Source organism: Blattabacterium cuenoti, from assembly GCF_014252355.1.
GTDB classification, from domain to species: domain Bacteria; phylum Bacteroidota; class Bacteroidia; order Flavobacteriales; family Blattabacteriaceae; genus Blattabacterium; species Blattabacterium cuenoti_AD.
The window spans coordinates 149,503-168,164 of record NZ_CP059217.1 but is presented as its reverse complement, the minus strand read 5'-3'; the positions used below and the strand labels follow the sequence as shown (position 1 = coordinate 168,164).

General features: G+C 23.8%; 16 protein-coding genes. 5 read left to right on the top strand and 11 right to left on the bottom strand.

Going from position 1 to position 18,662, the window contains the following annotated elements; translation table 11 throughout:
• Nucleotides 1-1,461, top strand: coding sequence for a CCA tRNA nucleotidyltransferase (locus H0H38_RS00785; protein WP_185872882.1), 1,461 nt, complete (start codon nucleotides 1-3; stop codon nucleotides 1,459-1,461).
• Entirely contained in the window at nucleotides 1,448-2,458 is a 1,011-nt protein-coding gene (locus H0H38_RS00780) for a DHH family phosphoesterase (protein WP_185872881.1), read from the top strand. Before H0H38_RS00785 ends, H0H38_RS00780 begins: the two co-directional genes overlap by 14 nt.
• On the opposite strand, the gene H0H38_RS00775 is transcribed toward H0H38_RS00780, so the two are convergent.
• From H0H38_RS00775 to H0H38_RS00765, 3 genes are read right to left on the bottom strand one after another with little or no spacing between them, the layout of a single operon-like run.
• Nucleotides 2,442-2,996 carry a thioredoxin family protein gene (locus H0H38_RS00775; RefSeq protein ID WP_185872880.1) on the bottom strand — a complete coding sequence of 185 codons (555 nt, stop codon included), beginning with the start codon at nucleotides 2,994-2,996 and terminating at the stop codon, nucleotides 2,442-2,444. The genes H0H38_RS00780 and H0H38_RS00775 overlap by 17 nt on opposite strands.
• Nucleotides 2,997-3,003: 7 nt before the next feature.
• On the bottom strand, nucleotides 3,004-3,786 hold the full coding sequence (locus H0H38_RS00770) for a zinc ribbon domain-containing protein (protein WP_185872879.1): 783 nt from the start codon (nucleotides 3,784-3,786) through the stop codon (nucleotides 3,004-3,006).
• Nucleotides 3,787-3,788: 2 nt separating this feature from the next.
• A complete protein-coding gene (locus H0H38_RS00765) occupies nucleotides 3,789-4,892 on the bottom strand; it encodes a Nif3-like dinuclear metal center hexameric protein (RefSeq protein WP_185872878.1) in 1,104 nt (367 codons plus the stop codon).
• A 76-nt stretch (nucleotides 4,893-4,968) separates the two neighbouring features.
• On the opposite strand from H0H38_RS00765, the gene lipA reads away from it, so the two are divergent.
• Nucleotides 4,969-5,823, top strand: coding sequence for a lipoyl synthase (gene lipA / locus H0H38_RS00760; protein ID WP_185872877.1), 855 nt, complete (start codon nucleotides 4,969-4,971; stop codon nucleotides 5,821-5,823).
• 4 nt (nucleotides 5,824-5,827) lie between these two features.
• On the opposite strand, the gene H0H38_RS00755 is transcribed toward lipA, so the two are convergent.
• Complete coding sequence (locus H0H38_RS00755) at nucleotides 5,828-8,428, bottom strand: UvrD-helicase domain-containing protein (RefSeq protein WP_238785418.1); 2,601 nt, start codon at nucleotides 8,426-8,428, stop codon at nucleotides 5,828-5,830.
• Between the two features lie 104 nt (nucleotides 8,429-8,532).
• Between H0H38_RS00755 and fbaA the strand changes: the two genes are divergently transcribed.
• Entirely contained in the window at nucleotides 8,533-9,603 is a 1,071-nt protein-coding gene (gene fbaA, locus H0H38_RS00750; protein ID WP_185872876.1) for a class II fructose-bisphosphate aldolase, read from the top strand.
• 4 nt (nucleotides 9,604-9,607) lie between these two features.
• A complete protein-coding gene (accD, locus tag H0H38_RS00745) occupies nucleotides 9,608-10,450 on the top strand; it encodes an acetyl-CoA carboxylase, carboxyltransferase subunit beta (protein WP_185872875.1) in 843 nt (280 codons plus the stop codon).
• Nucleotides 10,451-10,455: 5 nt separating this feature from the next.
• Here the strand turns inward: accD and guaA are convergent, their stop codons facing one another.
• The 7 genes from guaA to purC are packed head-to-tail and all read right to left on the bottom strand — an operon-like array spanning nucleotide 10,456 to nucleotide 18,642.
• Nucleotides 10,456-12,024, bottom strand: a complete 1,569-nt coding sequence (gene guaA / locus H0H38_RS00740) for a glutamine-hydrolyzing GMP synthase (RefSeq protein WP_185872874.1) — start codon at nucleotides 12,022-12,024, stop codon at nucleotides 10,456-10,458.
• A 19-nt stretch (nucleotides 12,025-12,043) separates the two neighbouring features.
• Nucleotides 12,044-13,294 (bottom strand): phosphoribosylamine--glycine ligase, encoded by a 1,251-nt coding sequence (gene purD / locus H0H38_RS00735; protein WP_185872873.1) that lies wholly within the window; start codon nucleotides 13,292-13,294, stop codon nucleotides 12,044-12,046.
• 19 nt (nucleotides 13,295-13,313) lie between these two features.
• The gene (purH, locus tag H0H38_RS00730; protein WP_185872872.1) at nucleotides 13,314-14,843 is read right to left on the bottom strand and encodes a bifunctional phosphoribosylaminoimidazolecarboxamide formyltransferase/IMP cyclohydrolase; all 1,530 of its coding nucleotides are present in this window, start codon (nucleotides 14,841-14,843) and stop codon (nucleotides 13,314-13,316) included.
• Nucleotides 14,844-14,883: 40 nt separating this feature from the next.
• The gene (locus H0H38_RS00725) at nucleotides 14,884-15,459 is read right to left on the bottom strand and encodes a formyltransferase family protein (protein ID WP_185872871.1); all 576 of its coding nucleotides are present in this window, start codon (nucleotides 15,457-15,459) and stop codon (nucleotides 14,884-14,886) included.
• An 8-nt stretch (nucleotides 15,460-15,467) separates the two neighbouring features.
• A complete protein-coding gene (gene purM, locus H0H38_RS00720) occupies nucleotides 15,468-16,448 on the bottom strand; it encodes a phosphoribosylformylglycinamidine cyclo-ligase (protein WP_185872870.1) in 981 nt (326 codons plus the stop codon).
• A 39-nt stretch (nucleotides 16,449-16,487) separates the two neighbouring features.
• The gene (gene purF / locus H0H38_RS00715; protein ID WP_238785417.1) at nucleotides 16,488-17,930 is read right to left on the bottom strand and encodes an amidophosphoribosyltransferase; all 1,443 of its coding nucleotides are present in this window, start codon (nucleotides 17,928-17,930) and stop codon (nucleotides 16,488-16,490) included.
• Complete coding sequence (purC, locus tag H0H38_RS00710) at nucleotides 17,920-18,642, bottom strand: phosphoribosylaminoimidazolesuccinocarboxamide synthase (RefSeq protein ID WP_185872869.1); 723 nt, start codon at nucleotides 18,640-18,642, stop codon at nucleotides 17,920-17,922. The genes purF and purC overlap by 11 nt, the downstream gene beginning before the upstream one ends.
• Nucleotides 18,643-18,662 lie beyond the last annotated feature (20 nt).

Here is an 18,662-nt window from a genome sequence, read left to right as displayed (position 1 = left end):
ATGAATTTAATTTCAGCTATTAACGACAATATATTTCAAATAATTACTCATGCGGCAAGAAATATAAAACAAGATTGTTATGTAATAGGAGGATATGTACGTGATTTTTTGCTTGGGGTTAACAAAGAAAAAAAAGATGATGCAAAAAAAGATGTAGATATTTTAACTATAGGAGAAGGAATTAAATTGGCTAAAGAGGTTTCTAAATATATTACACCATCTCCAAAAATAAATATCTTTAAACGTTTTGGTACAGCTATGTTAGAATATCAAAATATAAAAATAGAATTTGTAGGATCTAGAAAAGAATCCTATAATATTTGCAGTAGAAATCCTATCATAGCACCTGGTTCTTTACAAGATGATCAAAATAGAAGAGATTTTACTATTAACGCTTTAGCAATTAGTTTAAATAAAACAAATTATGGTCAATTGATTGATCCATTTGGTGGATTATTAGATTTAAAAAAAAAAATATTAAGAACTCCACTGAATTCAGATATTACTTATTCTGATGATCCGTTAAGAATGATAAGGGCTATAAGATTTGCAACTCAATTAAAGTTTATGATTGATAAATCTTCTTTTCAATCAATTAAAAAAAATAAACACAGAATTAGTATTATTTCTATAGAAAGAATTGTAGAAGAATTACATAAAATTATTTTAACTAAAAATCCTTCTGTAGGCATATTATTATTATATAATTCTGGATTGTTACAAACAATATTACCTGAATTAACTTTATTACAAGGTATAGAAGAAAAATATGGATATAAACATAAAGATAATTTTTTTCATACATTGAAAGTATTAGATAATATTAGTAAAAATAAACATAATACTATATGGTTAAGGTGGGCCGCCTTACTTCATGATATTGGAAAAACGAATACAAAAAAATTTATTCCAAAAATAGGATGGTCTTTTCATGCACATGAATTAGTAGGATCTAGAATGATTTCAAATATCTTTAAAAGATTAAAGTTACCACAAGGATATCCTATGAAATATGTAACAAAAATTATTAAAAATAGTTCTAGACCTATAGCATTAATATCTGATAATACTAGTGATTCTGCAATACGTAGATTATTATTTGATATGGGAGATGATCTAGATGATTTAATACGATTATGTGTAGCAGATATTACAACAAAAAATATAGAAAAAGAAACAACATATAAAAAAAACTTTTTTCTTTTAGTTAGAAGAATAAAAAAATTAGAACAACAAGATAGAATAAAAAACTGGAAATCACCTATATCAGGAAATGATATTATGAACGCTTTTGATATTACTCCATGCAAAACAATAGGAATTATTAAGAATTATATTAAAGAGTCTATTTTAGAAGGAAGGATATATAATGAATATCATTCAGCATATTTAATGATGTTAAAAAAAGGTGATGAATTAGGATTAAAAAGAAAAATTAGTAATGGTAATGTGGTTATCTAATATTGACGGAAAAGAAAAAAAAACAATAATACTATTAATTCATCCTAACCCAGATGGCGATGCATTAGGATCTTCTTTAGCACTATACTTTTATTTAAAAAAATTAAAACATGATGTGTACTTAATTTCTCCTACAGAATATTCAGAATTTTTTAAATGGCTTCCAGGAAATGATAATATTATTATTTTGTCTGATCAAACAGAACGTTTTATAAAAAAAAAGGTATATAATTCAGATTATTTATTTTTTATTGATTTTAATAATTTATATAGAATAAAAAATATGAAAGAATTGTTTTCCAATTATAAAGGAAAAACAATATTAATTGATCATCATCCTTTTCCATCCAAATTTGATTTTATGTTGTTTGATTCTAACGTTTCAGCAACTAGTATATTAATTTATAGATTAATATACAATATGAATAATTTAGATAAAATTGATAAAAATATAGCTACTTGTTTATATGTTGGCATAATGACTGATACAGGATTTTTTAGATTTCCATCTGTTACATCAGAAACTCATTTCATCGCTATTCAATTACTAAATCAAGGAATTGATATTCAAAATATTTATTTTCATCTTAAAGTAACATATAATATATCAAAATTAAAGATTTTATCTCAAGCTTTAAATAAAATTAAGATAATAGATCAATATAGAACAGCTTATACTAGTATTAGTGAATCAGATATTATATCTAGTAATTCATATAATACAAGTGATACAGATGGTATTGTTACCTACGGATTAGGAATAAAAAACATTGTTTTTTCTGTTTTCTTTTTTGAGCAATATAAAACTTCAACAATTAAAATTTCTTTTCGTTCAATAGGTCAATTTGATGTTAATCAATTTGCACGAAAACATTTTAAAGGTGGAGGACATAAAAACGCAGCAGGAGGAATATCTAGTATAAGTCTTTCTGAATCAATTGATTATTTTTTAAATATTATTAAAAAATATAAACATGATCTTACTTTTTCCATTTAATATTACATCCTTGACTTAATTTTTTTGTGAATTGTATTGGTTGTTCTTTTAATATATTATCTAGTATATTTTGTATATCTATTCCACTTACTGGAATATTATTTCCTGGTCTAGAATCGTCAAATTGACCATAGTAACATAAATTTTGATTTTGAAAAATAAAAAATTCTGGAGTACATTTTGCTCCGTAATATTTTGCAACTTGTTGTGTTCGATCAAAAAAATAAGGAAAAGGATATCCTAATTGATGTGCTACTTTTTTCATATTTTCAGGAGAATCTTCTGGATATTGTTGAATATCATTAGAATTAATAGATAAAAATGATATATTTTTATTAATATACTCATTAGATAATAGAATTAGTTTGTTATTAATATGTTTAACAAATGGACAATGATTGCAAATAAACATAATTACAGTTCCTAGATCAGAAAAAAAATCTTTCAAAGATTTTTTGACCCCAGATTTAGTTTCTAATAATTCAAAATTTTTTAGTTTTTTCTGTTTTATATCGTAATCAGAATAAGTAATAACCATAATATTATTATTTTTTTTTCTTCAAAAAAGAATATTTTTTTCTTTCTTCTAGAGCTAGTTCTTCATCTATTAGTATTCTGCCACTATGTTCATCGATTAATAATTTATTTCTTTGCATAAGTTCATAATATTTTTGTGGTGTAATAAGTAAATAAGATCCTAATGGAGCTCCTCTTTGAACTGGAGCTACTGCAATGCCATTTTTTACTCCATTTCTTATTCTTATATAAGTTTGTAATAATTCTTTATCTAATTCCTTTGAAAGGATATCGGATTGTTTTCTTAACAATTGTTCTTCTTTTTCATTGTCTACACAAATTTGATCTAATTCTATTTTTTTATGAATGATATGTTCTTGTTCATTTTTAAATGTTATTTCTTGTTGTTCCAACAGTATTTTATACTTATTAATTTTATGGGTAATTTCTTTTATTTTTTTATTATATAATTGTATTTCTAATTTTTGATAATCAATTTCTTTATTCAAAGAATATAATTCATTGTCATTTTTTATATTATTTTTTTGTTTATTATATTTTATAATTAATATATCCGATTGTTTAATATATTTTTGTTTTTGTAAAATTTCTTCATTCAAAGCATGAATATGCTTTTTAGTATTTTCTAATAATTTTTTTGTTTTTTCAAGTTCATCTTGTATAATTTTAATTTCTATAGGTATATTCATGCGAAATTCTTTAATTTCATCTATCCTAGTATCTATTAATTGAAGATTGTATAATTTTCTTAACTTATCTACTACTTGAATAGTTTTTTCTTTTTTTTTCATTTTTAATAAAAATATTGAATAGGATTTGTACAAATTGAGGATTCCTCAATATCAATTGAGGAAAAATTTTTTTGTAAAAAAGATTGTATTATTAATTTATTAAATTTTTCAGATTCATAATGATTAATATCAATAATAAAAATTTTATTTTGTGATTTAAAAAAATCATGATATTTTAAATCAGATGAAACAAAAACTTGATATTTTTCTTTTATAGCATGTTCAATACCAAAACTACCTGATCCTGATATTATAGCTATTTTCTTTAATTTTTTACCAATAAATAAAGAATGTCTTATGTAAGATAATGACATTTTAGTTTTTAAAAAACGTAAAAAATCATATTCATTCATTTCTTTCTTTAACATACCGGATATGCCTATTCCTAAACGTGAATTATAATTTTCTAAATTATAAATTTCATAAGCTACTTCTTCATAAGGATGACTTTTAAAAAGAGCGTTTTTAATATAGTTAATTTTATGATATGGAAAAATAACATTTATGCAAGTTTCTTTTTCCATATGCAAATGTTGTTTTTTACCAATAGCAGGGGTAGCATCTTCATTTCCTAGAAAAGTTCCAATACCATCAAAATTATAACTACAACAACTATAATTGTTAAATTCTCCAGCACCAGCAGAAAATAAAGAGTTTCTAACTCTTTCTGCATAAGAAATAGGAACATAAGTTGTTAATTTTTTGATTATGCCTTTCTTAGGAAAGACTACTTTAGTATTATATAAATCTAATATATTAGATATGTAAGAATTAATTCCATTCCATATAACATCTAAATTTGTGTGAATAACGTAAATAGATATATTATTTTTTAATGATAAAATAATAATTTTCTCTTGACTACTTAATCCAGTTAATTTGTTTATTGGTTTGAAAAGTATAGGATGAAAAGAAATGATTAAGTTACATTTTTTATTTATAGCTTCTTCTATTACTTTCTCTGTAATATCTAAAGTTATCAATAGTTTTTTAATTATTTGTTCATACGATCCTATAATTAATCCAACATTATCATACGGTTCAGAATATTCTATTGGAGCAAAATTTTCTAATTTATCTGTAATATTTTTTACTGTTATATCCATAAATGTTGAGCAAATTTATAAAAAAATTTATTTTAATAATAACATAAAATTATATTTTTGAAACTAAAAATAGTTTATGAATTTGATTAAAAAAAAACCGGATTGGATAAGAGTGAAATTTTCAATTGGCAAAAATTATCAAAAAATTAAAAATTTAATTTTTTTACATAAATTAAATACAATTTGTCAAAGTGGAAATTGTCCAAATATAGGAGAATGTTGGGGTAAAGGGGTTGCAACTTTTATGATTTTAGGATCTATTTGTACTAGATCATGTAAATTTTGTGGAGTCAAAACTGGAAAACCAGACAATATTGATTGGAAAGAACCAGAAAAAATAGCTAAATCGATTAAAATATTAAATCTAAATCATGTCGTTATTACTTCTGTAAATAGAGATGATTTAAAGGATATGGGTACATATATTTGGGAACAAACTATAATCAAAATAAAAGAATTAAATCCTAAAATTACAATAGAAACATTAATTCCAGATTTCAGAGGAAACAAAAAAATAATAGATAGAATCATAAAATTAAATCCAGAAATTATTTCTCATAACGTAGAAACTGTTTATAGACTAACAAAAGAAGTGAGAATTCAAGCAAAATATGATAGGAGTCTTTTTGTATTGAAATATATTAAAGAAGAAAATACTAAAATTCGTACAAAAACGGGTATTATGTTAGGATTGGGTGAAACAAAAGAAGAAGTATTAGAAACAATGCAAGATATCAAACATTCTAAAGTAGACATTTTAACAATTGGACAATATTTGCAACCTTCTAGAAAACATTTTCCAGTACGTTTTTTTGTATCTCCAAAAGAATTTTTAGAATATGAAAAAATTGGATTAAAAATGGGATTCAAATATGTAGAAAGTGGGCCATTAGTTCGTTCATCTTATCATGCGGAAAAACACGTATTATAAACAATTATTTTATATTTCCAAATGAATAATTAAATTTATCATTATTCCAAATTTTTTTTTCTTTTAATAATGTTTTAAGATAAAAATAAATTGATTTATCATCTTGTTTAGAAAAAATAAACAATTTATCTATAGCACGAGTAGTAGCGACATATAATAAGTTGGTATTTTCAAATTGTGATTGATCAAGACTCTCTTCATAGCAATTCCATAAATATGGATCATAATGTGTTTTTATATATGTTTCTAAATGAGAATCTATTTCTAAATAAAATTTATCTAAGCCATGATATAATTTAGGATTGATGTTGATCCATATTCCTTCTTTGAGTTTTGATTTGATCTTCCAATCAGCAAAAGGTAATATAACAATAGGAAATTGTAATCCCTTTGATTTATGTATAGTCATAACACGAATCGCATTGATATTATCAGTATTATATGTGATACTAATTTTACATTTGTTATATTCCCAATATTCTAAAAAATCTATCATAGAATTACCTATAAGTTTTTTAGATTTATGAACCAAATTTAAAAAAGAATATATAAATGATTTATTATTTGAATTTAGCAAATCAAACACATCAATAATTTTTTCTGCTATATAATATATAGATTGATTATACATTGTATCAAAATTGAAACATCTACTGATTTTACTTTTTATGATATAATTAATAATATTTATAAAATATAAATTTAATGGTAAATGCAATGTTTGTTTAATAAAATCATGTATATCATAGTTTAATAACACTGATTGTTTGTTCACAAGTAACAATAAAATTATAGCAATTCTATGTTTAATACAGTTGGGATTTACATAAAGATAAAAAATATGTATAATAATTTTTACATCTAAACTATTCTTTAGAAGAAAAGAAACATTTGTATTTACATTAAATCCATTTTTCATTAGCTGTTCATACAAAAAATATCCTTCTTCGTTTTTTCTTACTAAAATTGCTATATCTGATAATTTATAGTTGTTCTTTAGTAAGTTATTAATAATTTTTTCTGTATGTTCATAAACATATTCTTTATGATTTTTTTGTGTTTTACAAATAAAAAATAATTTTACATAACCTCCATATTTTTTAAATATTTTTTGTGTAGATGTTTTATATATATTATTATAAATAGGAGAATTAAAAGATTGTGATATAGAATAGTATAGTAAATTATTAAATTTTACTATTTCTTCAAAACTACGAAAATTAGTGTTTATAGAACAAATTCTTTTCTGATAATATTTAGAAGGAGTATATAAAAGATTAAAAAATGATTTTGAATCTCCTCCTCTAAATCGATAAATTGATTGTTTTGGATCTCCGACAATTATAACATTTCCGTTTTCTGATAATGTATTTTCTACTAAAATTTTTATATTTTCCCATTGTAAATATGAAATATCTTGAAATTCATCAATAAGATAATGTTTGTATTTCGTTCCTATTTTTTCATATATTGTTGGTGGTACAATATTTTTTATTATTTTATTATAAAGTATTTGATTTAATTCTTCATTAAGCAAAATATTGTTATCTTTTTTGAATAAAACCAATTCTTTCTTTATTTCATCTATTAGAATAAATAAATTCAATTTTTTTAAAATTAGTTTGTCTAGAATATATGAGGATATGCCTAATTTATAACTTAAAACAGCTTTATGATATAAATCAATAATATGTGATTGGTATTTATTAATTAAATTTTTTTGATATACATTAGCATTATTATTGTATAATGTATGATTTTCTATTTGTTCAAAACAAATAATTGGATAATCTTTGATCTTGCAAAGATTTTTAAAAAATTTTGGAATTTTTTTATAATAAAAAGAAGAAGTTATAATAGAAGTTTTTGTTAAAAAATTAAAAAATTTATTTCCTTGTTTTTTACATTCATATTCAAAGACATTTGTTCTATTTAATAAGGTATTTTTTAAATTAATCCAATCTATTGGAGATTTTTTTTTTATTCCAATCATTGGAAAATAGTGAATTTCTTTCACTATTAATTTTAAAATTTTTATCAGTTCTAACTTTATATCCCAGTTTTTACCTGCCTTTAATTTTTCTAATGAATATTTTTTTAAAAAAAAATTATTAACTTTTTTCGTAGTATAATAATTAAGTTTATATAAAATTTTTTCTGCTACTTCTAATAAAAATTCATTGGTATTAATTTCTAAATTAAAATTTTTTTTTACAAAAAAAGATTGAATAATATGATAAGTAAATTTATCTATTGTTTGTACAGAAAATGATGAAAAATCATTCAAAATAGATAACAATATTTTTTTAGAACGTTTTGCAAGTTCTTGATCAGTAATATTAAAATTTTTTTTAAAATCATTTTTCCAAGAATCGTATTCTTTATTATGTGTATATTTTGTTTTTTGTGCAAAATATTTAATACATTGTAATATTCTTTCTTTTAATTCTTCAGAAGATTTATTAGTAAAAGTTAAACATAAGATTCTTGTAAATTCGTTTTGATTATCACTTTTTAATAATATGTATAAATAGTTTTTTGCTAAACAATTTGTTTTTCCAGAACCTGCAGAGGCATTATATATTTTTAATATAGATGTAGTCAAAATAAAATAAATGGGAATAAATCAAAATGGTTTTTACGAATTTCAATAAAAAAATCTTTTTTACATACATTTGTTGATGATCCATTATAAATATATATATACAAATGTCTGAAAAATTTCCTTATGGAGTAGCTACCGGTAATTTAGTTAAAGAACTATTTCAATACGCTCAAGAAAATCATTTTGCTATACCTGCTGTAAATGTTATTGGTTCTAATACCATGAATGCTGTAATGGAAACAGCATCAAAATTGCATTCTCCAGTAATTATTCAATTATCTAATGGTGGAGCACGTTTTAATGCTGGAAAAGCACTTAATAATAATAATCAATTAGCAGCTATTAGAGGATCAGTAACATGCGCCCTTCATATTCATGAATTATCTAAGCATTATAAATCTACAGTGATTCTTCATACTGATCATTGTTCAAAAAATGATCTTCCATGGATAGAAGGATTACTAAATGAAAATGAAAAATATTATAAACGTTTTGGAAAAACATTATTTAGTTCACATATGTTAGATCTTTCTCAAGAATCTTTAGAAGAGAATATTAAATTGTGTGAAAAATATTTTAAAATAATGAATAAAATGAAAATGACTATAGAAATAGAACTTGGGATTACAGGTGGAGAAGAAGATGGTGTTGACAACTCTAATATAGAAAATGAAAGATTATATACTCAACCACAAGATGTTTCATATGCATATGAAAAAATGATAAAAATTAGTCCTAACTTTATTGTAGCTGCTTCTTTTGGAAATGTTCATGGTGTATATAAACCTGGAAATGTTATATTACGTCCAATATTATTGAAAAAGACTCAGGATTATATACAACAAAAATTTAATACCAAAAAAAATCCTGTTTATTTTGTATTTCATGGAGGTTCAGGTTCCTCTAAAGAGGATATTAAAAATGCTATTAATTATGGAGTAATTAAAATGAATATAGATACAGATTTGCAATATGCTTTTACTTGTGGAGTTCGTGATTATATAAATAAAAATAATCAATATATTCAAAAACAAATAGGCAATCCAAAAGGAGATAATATTCCAAATAAAAAATATTATGATCCAAGAGTTTGGCTTAGAGAAGGAGAAAAGTCTTTTAGCATGTTTTTAAAAACATATTTCAAATTATTGAATAATATTAACACTTTATCATAAAATCATGGCTTGGTTTCTAAGAAAAAAAAGAAATATTGTTACATCCACAAAAAATAGAAAAGAATTACCAAAAGGTCTTTGGTACAGGACCCCAAGTGGAAAAATTATAGATACAGAAGAACTTAAAAAGAATGCTTATGTTAGTCCAGAAGATGGATATCATGTAAGAATTCGTAGTCAAGAATATTTTGAAATTCTTTTTGATAATGGAAAATTTTTGGAACTAAATATGCATATGATTAGCAAAGATCCTATTAAATGGATAGATAGAAAAACATATGAAGATAGGATAAAAGATGCTATAAAAAAAACAAAATTATATGATGCTATTAGAACAGGAATTGGAAAAATAAAAGGATTAGATTTGGTAATTTCTTGTATGGATTTTTCTTTTATAGGAGGATCTATGGGTTCTGTAGTAGGAGAAAAAATATCTAGAGCAATTAAATATTGTATTGAAAATAAATATCCATATGTATTGATTTCTAAATCTGGAGGGGCTAGAATTATGGAATCATCTTTTTCTTTGATGCAAATGGCAAAAACAATTGCTAGATTAACTCAATTAAGAGATTCACGAATACCTTATATTTCTGTTCTTACAGATCCCACTACGGGGGGGGTTACTGCATCCTATGCATTACTTGGAGATATAAATATTGCAGAACCTGGGGCATTAATTGGGTTTGCAGGTCCACGAGTTATTAGAGAAACTATTGGAAAGGATCTACCTAAAGGATTTCAAACTGCTGAATTTTTATTAGAACATGGATTTATAGATTTGATTTCTTCTAGAACTAAATTGAAAAATAATCTGTATCAATTAATTTCTATGATGATAGAATAAAAAATCTATTCCCATTCAATAGTAGATGGAGGTTTGGAAGTTATATCATATACTATACGATTAATTCCTTCTACTTCATTAATAATTCTATTTGATATAGTTTCTAAAAAATCATATGGCAGATAAGCAAAAGTTGATGTCATAAAATCTTCAGTATTAATTGCACGTAATACTGCAGTATATTCATATGTTCTTTTATCTCCCATAACTCCTACAGATTTTATTGGTAATAAAATAATAAATGCTTGATCTACATGTTGATAAATATTATATTTTTTTAATTCATGTATAAGAATACTTTCTGCCTTTTTAATAATATCAATTTTTTGTTGATTGACTTCTCCAATAATGCGAATGCTTAATCCAGGTCCAGGAAATGGATGTCTATATACTATTTCTTTAGAAATGCCTAGTTTTTCACCTATTTTTTTGACTTCATCTTTAAATAACATTTTTAATGGTTCAATAAGTTTAAAATCTATATCTACTTTTGGCATACCACCAACATTATGATGAGATTTAATCATGAAATGATTCATATTTTGTGTTAATTTTGGATCTATAGATGATTCAATCATATCTGAATAAATAGTTCCTTGTGCTATAAATCCTACATTTTGAATTTTTTTTGCTTCTTCCTGAAAAATATCAAGAAATTCTTTTCCTATTAATTTTCTTTTTTGTTCTGGATCACTCACTCCATTTAAAATAGATAAAAAACGTTTTTTTGCATCTATAATTTTGATATTAATATTGATTTGTTGGCATGATAAAATTATTTTTTTTGTTTCATATTCCATCAATAATCCAGTATCTACAAAAATACAGTATAAATGATCACCAATTGATTTATGCAGTAAATATGCGGTAACACATGAATCTATACCACCTGATAATCCTAATATTACATTTTTATTTTTTGTTGTTTTTTTGATATTATTTATAGTTGTTTTTATAAATTGTGTAAAAAATTTATTAGATTTTAATTGTGTGACACATTTACATATCTTTAAAACAAAATTTTTAATTATTAATTTTCCGAACTTAGTGTGAGTTACTTCTGGATGAAATTGTAATGCATAAATATGTTTTTCTAAATAACAATATGCTGAAATAGAAGAATAATTTGTGTATCCAATTATTTTAAAATTTGTTGGAATTTGTTTAATTTCATCACAATGGCTCATCCAAACAATGGATTTATTTGGAATTCCATGAAATAATAAATTATCATTTACTTCATTTTTTATGAAAAAATTTGTTTTTCCATATTCTTTATATTTTGATGGACTAATTTTTCCCCCAAACATAAATGCAAGCACTTGCATTCCATAACAAATTCCAAGTATAGGAATATTTAATTTAAAAATTGATCGGGATATTAATGGTGGATTATTTTCATAAACAGAAAATGGGCCTCCTGATAAAATTATACCATTTGGCATTATGGATTTAATATCTGAAGTATGATATGGATATATTTTTGCATTGACTCCAATTTCTCTTATTTTTCTAGCTATGAGATGAGTATATTGAGAGCCAAAATCTAGTATTAATATACAATGGTTTTTCATTTTATTGTTTATTAATTATCTATAATAATCCAATGTCTTTTCTAAAAGAAACATTTTGAAAAAATATTTGTTTGACTTTATTATAGGTATTTTTTCTAGCTTCATATATTGATTTTCCTAATCCAACTAAATTTAAAACTCTTCCACCAACTGTTATCCAGTTGTTATTTTCTTGTTTAGCCCCAGCAATAAAAAATGGTTCTTTTAATAAATTAATTCCCTTTATCATGTGGCCAGTATTATATTGATTTGGATATCCTTTTGAAGATAAAACAACACAACAAGAACATAAGTCTTTCCAAGAAAGTATTATTTTTTTTTTTAAAATAGCATATCGTAAAACTTGTAAAAAATTACTATTCATTATTGGTAATAAAGATTGAGTTTCAGGATCCCCCATCCTGGTGTTATATTCCAATAAATAAATTTTATTCGATGGAGTAATCATTAATCCAAAATAAATAAACCCATAAAACATCAAATTTTCTGCATAAAGTCCTTCTACAGTTGGTAATAATATATTTTTTTTAAAATCGATCCAAATATCTTTTGTCATATATGGATTAGGTGAAATAGATCCCATCCCTCCAGTATTATGTCCTGTTTCTGCTTCACCTATTTTTTTATAATCCATAGCAGATAAAAAAGGAATTATTTCTTTACCGTTCAAAATAGAAATAATAGAAGACTCATTACCTATTAATTTTTCTTCTATTATAATTTTTTCTCCTGATTTTCCAAATTTTTTATCTATCATGATAGAATGTAATGCTTGTTCTGCTTCCATTTTATTATTAACAATAAGTACTCCTTTTCCTTCAGCAATTCCATTAGTTTTTATAACTAATGGGTATTTTGTTTTTTTGATGAAATTAAAAGCATCTATATATGAATAAAAGCTATGATATTTAGGCGTTTTAATTCCATATTTTTTCATAAATGATTTTGAAAATGATCTATCTCCTTCTAATTTAAAAGAATACAAATTTGGGCCTAATATTCTAAATCCAAAATGTTGAAAGCGATCTACTATTCCATAAGATAAAAATTTTTCTGAGCCTACAACCGTAAGATCTATATTATTAATTTTTACAAATGAACAAATATTTTCTTCTATATTGTGATTAATATCAAATTTAATATTTATCCCTATCTGATTAGTTCCACCATTACCAGGATAAAAATAAAGTTTTATGTAAGGTGAATCTTGCAATAATTTTTTACCAATAGCATGTTCACGACCACCACTACCAAGAATTAAAATTTTCATAAATTAATTATTTTATTGTTTAATGTTTAAAATGTCTAATTCCAGTAAATCCCATGGCAATTCCATATTGATCACAGGCTATTATAGATTCATTATCTCGAATAGATCCTCCTGGTTGAAGAATAGCACTTATTTTTCCGGACATAGCTACTTCATCTACTATATCTCGAAATGGGAAAAAAGCATCAGAAACAAGAACCATATTTTCTGTTTCTTTTTCTAATGCTCTTTGAATTGCTTGACGAGCCGCCCAAATACGATTGGTTTGTCCACCAGAAATACCTAAGGTTTGAGTTCCTTTAGATAACACAATTGCATTAGATTTCACAAATTTTATAATTTTGTTTGCAAATAATAAAGAAGCCATTTCTTCATTAGAAAAATTTTTTTTAGTAACAATTCGATAAGTATTATTGGACATATTATTATATTCTTGAACTAATATTCCTCCATCTATTTGAAAAAATTCTATGTTTGTGTCTACAATTTTATTATTTATACGAATAATTCTTATGTTTTTTTTTGTTTTTAAAATATCTAAGGCCTCTTGTGAATAACCAGGAGATAAGATTATTTCTAAAAATATATTGTTTATATTTATAGCTAATTCTTTATTTATGAGTGGCATATTCAAAGCCATAATTCCTCCAAAAGAAGAAATTTTATCCGATTCATAAGTTTTTTTAAAAGCGTCTAAAATATCTTTTCCTATTGCTACTGCACAAGGAGTAGAATGTTTAACCGTACAACAAGTAGGTTGATTAAATTCTGATACAATTTTCCATGCAACATCGATATCTTTTAAGTTATTTAATGACAATAATTTTCCATGTAATTGATTTAAATTTTGCATAAGTCCTTTATGAGTAGGACTAATATAAGAAGCAGCTTTTTGATGCGGATTTTCTCCATATCGTAGATTCATTTGTTTTTTATAAATAGTATGAAAATACATAGGAAAATCTTCTTGTTTTTTACCCATTAAAAATTTTGAAATACATAAATCGTAATAAGAAGTAATATTAAATGCTTTTGATGATAATTTTTTTCTCAAACTAAAAGAAATATTGCCATTATTTTCTATTTCTTTTTTAACTAAAATATAATCATCTGTATCTGCAATAGGAGTAACATAAAAAAAATTTTTTGCTGCAGCTCTTAATAAAGATGGTCCACCTATGTCAATAAATTCAATTAATGATTGAATAGAAGATTTTTCTTTTTTTTCAAAAAATGGATAAAAATTTACTATAACTATATCAATAGGTGTTATATATTTACTTTTTAGAATATCCATATGTTGATTAATAGAACGATTTGCTAAGATTCCTATATAAATATTTGGATGAATAGTTTTAATTCTTCCATCTAATATTTCATTGGAGTCAAATAAATCTGATACAGACCGTACTTTATGTATTCCATGTTTTTTTAAATACTGAAAAGTTCCTTCAGTAGCGATTATTTGATATCCATTATTATTGAGAAAATCAACAAATTTCAATAGTTTGTCATTTTTGTTATACACACTAATTAAAGCACCTTTCATTTTCATAAAAACACAATAAATATTAATTACAGTTTAATCTTTAAATTATCTTAATAGATTGTATTATAATCTCTTTTTCTATTATAGAAATTTTTTTACATAGGGACATATATGTATCGTTATTGGATATTTTGCATGATTTATTTAAAATAATTTCTCCTAAATCTATATCTTTTGTTACATAATGAATCGTAGCTCCTGATAGTTGTTCTTTGTTTTTTAAAACTTCTTTATGTACTTTAATTCCATACATTCCTTTTCCACCATATTTAGGTAGTAGTGATGGATGAATGTTAATTATTTTACCATACCATTTATCACAAAATTCTTGATTAAGAATAGAAAGAAATCCAGACATAACAATTATATCTACACAGTATTTTTTTAAAACAAAATGCATTTTTTCATAAATATTATTTGATTTATTATTAAATTTATCTAATAAAAAAGTTGGAATCTTTTTTTGTATACTTCGGGTAATAGCTAAACAAACTCTATCTGCAATCACTAAATTTACTTTAAAATTTGTAAGTATACCAATATCAATTGATTTTAAAATATGTAACATATTAGATCCTTTTCCTGAAACTAAAATAGCTAGTTTTTTTTTTATCATAAATATTTTTATTTTATTAAAACTTGTTTATTTCCTTTCAATATATTACCAAATACAAATGGATTTTCACCTGAAGAACGTAATTTATTTAATATCGAAAATTGATCTTGTATAGATGCTATTATAATCATTCCTACTCCCATATTAAATGTTTTCCACATTATTTGATCAGATAATTTTCCTTGATTTTGAATATAATTAAAAACAGGTTGAATAGGAATGTTATTTTTATATATTATAGCTAATATATTTTGAGGTAAAATACGAAGTAAATTTGCAATAATACCTCCACCAGTAATATGAACTAATCCATGTATATCAAAATTTTTTATCAATTTTTGAATGGATGAATAATAAATTTTAGTTGGAACTAAAAGTGTTTCATAAAATGGTTGTTGATTAAATTCTTTATTCAATAAATATTCTGTATTAAAAATACTTCGAATTAAGGAAAAGCCATTACTATGAACCCCTGAAGATGGTACCCCAATTATAATATCTCCATCTTTAATCAATTTTTTTCCATTTATAATTTTATGTCGTTCTACAATACCCAAACAAAATCCAGCAACTTCATAATCATTTTTTTTATAAAATCCTTTCATTTCTGCAGTTTCCCCACCAATCATACAGGTATCAGTTTCTTTACAAGCAATTGCCATTCCTTGTATAATTTGATTGAAAATTTTATCATCTAATTTACCACAAGCTAAATAATCCAAAAAAAATAATGGAGTTGCACCATGACACAAAACGTCATTAATACACATAGCAAAACAATCTTTTCCAATTATATCATATTTTTTATAATGTATAGCTATACATATTTTAGTTCCAACACCATCAACGCCAGAAACTAAAACAGGATTTTTATATTTATTAATAGGTATATTATAAAGTGCTGAAAAAAAATCTAAATCACTAATTACATTATTATTATATGTTGGTTTAACAATAGGGGTAATTTGAGATATAAGGCTGTCTTTCATCTTGAATTTATTATATCATAATATACAATCATTTTTATTTTATTTATTATCAATAGGATAATTTTCAGTAAAACAACCAAAACAATAATTGTGACTACCTAAAATTTCTATTAAATTTTTCATACTTAAAAATTCTAAAGTATCTACATCTAAAACTTTTGCAATCTCACTTTTATTCATTTTATAGGAAATCAGATCTTCTTTACTTGGTGTATCAACTCCCAAATAACATGGTGCAATAATAGGTGGAGATGCACTTCTAAAATGTATTTCTTTAGCACCTGCTTTTCTTAATACATTAACTAGTCTACGACTTGTTGTACCACGAACAATTGAATCATCAATAATCACAATTTTTTTACCTATAATTTCATTTAAAATAGAATTTAATTTTAAATTAACCATTCTTTCACGAACTTCTTGTTTAGGTAAAATAAAAGATCTTCCTATATATTTATTTTTTACTAAAATTGGCTTAAATGGTATTCCAGATGCTTTGGAATAACCAATAGCTGAAGGAACTCCTGAATCTGGGACTCCTATCACGACATCTGCACTAATTGGATTTTGTTCATAAAGTTTTTTTCCACTTTGTTCACGTATTTTATAAACACTTATATTTTCTATAAAAGAATCTGGACGAGAAAAATAAATGTACTCAAAAGAACAAATTTTGCACTTAGTTAATTTTTTTTTTTTTAAAAAAGAAAATTGTATAGAATTTGTATCTATGATTATCATTTCGCCAGGAAAAATATCTCTAATATAAACTCCTCCTATAGAATCTATTCCACAAGTTTCAGAGCTAAAAATATAAGTCTTTTCATCTAATATTCCATAACATAAAGGTCTTATTCCATTTGGATCTCTGAAAGCAGCTATTTTATTATTCATGAGAACTATAACAGAATATGCTCCTTTTATATTTAAAATAGTTTTTCTAATTGCTTTTTCTAAATTATTATGATTGGATAATAAATATTTTTGAATTAAACGTAAAATAACTTCTGAATCAGAATATTCAGATATAAATTTAAATCCTTCTGACTCTAATTGGGTTCTAATCTGTTTAGCATTAGTTAAATTTCCATTGTGAACTATAGATATAATACTTCGTCCGTAAGCATCTTCTCCACCAAAAAATGGTTGAATATTTTTTTTGCTTTGACCCCCTTCTGTAGAATATCGTGTGTGTCCAATAGCAGCATTTCCATGATAACATTCAATATTAGAAATTTGTCTAAAAAAATCTAATACTAATCCTTCGCTTTTATGAGATAAAATAAACCCATCTTTCAATACTGAAAATCCACAGGCTTCTTGTCCTCTATGTTGCAAGGCAAATAATCCAAATTGAATTAAAGAAAATGTATCAATTTTATTAGGAGAATAAATACCAAAAATTCCACATTCTTCATTAAATCTATCGAAATATTCTTTTTGATTATTGTTAATAAACAATTTATAATTGTTATTTGTCAATTTTGTTTAAAACTTCCATATAAGCATTAATGATTTCTTCATTACTATATCCGATTCTAAAACAATCTTTATCAAGTTTTTTATTTGTTGCTTTATCCCAAAGACGACAAGTATCAGGACTAATTTCGTCAGCAAGTAAAATGTCTTGTTCCTGATTTTTTCCAAATTCTAATTTCAAATCAACTAATATAATATTTTTATCAAACAAAAATTTTTTAATTATTTTATTTATATCTAATGATATTCTATTAATAATATTTAATTCTTCATAAGAAATAATCTTTAAAAAAACTGCATGATCATGATTAATAAAAGGATCTTTTAAAAAATCATTTTTATAAAAAATTTCAAAAATTGGATTTTGTATGTATACTCCTTCTTTGATTCCTAAACGTTTAGACATACTTCCAAATACTATATTTCTAATAACAAATTCTAATGTAAATAAATCTAATTTATTACATAATTGTTCTCTATTATTGATTCTACGAATAAAATGAGTTTTTATTCCAAAAGAATTTATCAAATTAAACATTATTGCAGATATTTTATTGTTAATAATTCCTTTTTGATTTAAAATTTGTTTTTTATCCCCATCAAATGAGGTAATAATATCTTTATAATGAATAATAATTTCATTAAGATTATCCGTATTATATATTTTTTTAGTTTTTCCTTCAAAAAGAAAATTATTTTTATAATTTATATACATAATTAATTTAGATTACAACT

Excerpts from the sequence above, each read along its gene's own strand:
- H0H38_RS00765 (WP_185872878.1), bottom strand. The coding sequence starts at position 4,892 with ATGGATATAACAGTAAAAAATATTACAGATAAATTAGAAAATTTTGCT.
- H0H38_RS00785 (WP_185872882.1), top strand. The coding sequence starts at position 1 with ATGAATTTAATTTCAGCTATTAACGACAATATATTTCAAATAATTACT.
- purD (WP_185872873.1), bottom strand. The coding sequence starts at position 13,294 with ATGAAAATTTTAATTCTTGGTAGTGGTGGTCGTGAACATGCTATTGGT.
- guaA (WP_185872874.1), bottom strand. The coding sequence starts at position 12,024 with ATGAAAAACCATTGTATATTAATACTAGATTTTGGCTCTCAATATACT.
- H0H38_RS00770 (WP_185872879.1), bottom strand. The coding sequence starts at position 3,786 with ATGAAAAAAAAAGAAAAAACTATTCAAGTAGTAGATAAGTTAAGAAAA.
- H0H38_RS00725 (WP_185872871.1), bottom strand. The coding sequence starts at position 15,459 with ATGATAAAAAAAAAACTAGCTATTTTAGTTTCAGGAAAAGGATCTAAT.
- H0H38_RS00780 (WP_185872881.1), top strand. The coding sequence starts at position 1,448 with ATGTGGTTATCTAATATTGACGGAAAAGAAAAAAAAACAATAATACTA.
- purM (WP_185872870.1), bottom strand. The coding sequence starts at position 16,448 with ATGAAAGACAGCCTTATATCTCAAATTACCCCTATTGTTAAACCAACA.
- purH (WP_185872872.1), bottom strand. The coding sequence starts at position 14,843 with ATGAAAGGTGCTTTAATTAGTGTGTATAACAAAAATGACAAACTATTG.
- purC (WP_185872869.1), bottom strand. The coding sequence starts at position 18,642 with ATGTATATAAATTATAAAAATAATTTTCTTTTTGAAGGAAAAACTAAA.
- H0H38_RS00775 (WP_185872880.1), bottom strand. The coding sequence starts at position 2,996 with ATGGTTATTACTTATTCTGATTACGATATAAAACAGAAAAAACTAAAA.
- accD (WP_185872875.1), top strand. The coding sequence starts at position 9,608 with ATGGCTTGGTTTCTAAGAAAAAAAAGAAATATTGTTACATCCACAAAA.
- fbaA (WP_185872876.1), top strand. The coding sequence starts at position 8,533 with ATGTCTGAAAAATTTCCTTATGGAGTAGCTACCGGTAATTTAGTTAAA.
- lipA (WP_185872877.1), top strand. The coding sequence starts at position 4,969 with ATGAATTTGATTAAAAAAAAACCGGATTGGATAAGAGTGAAATTTTCA.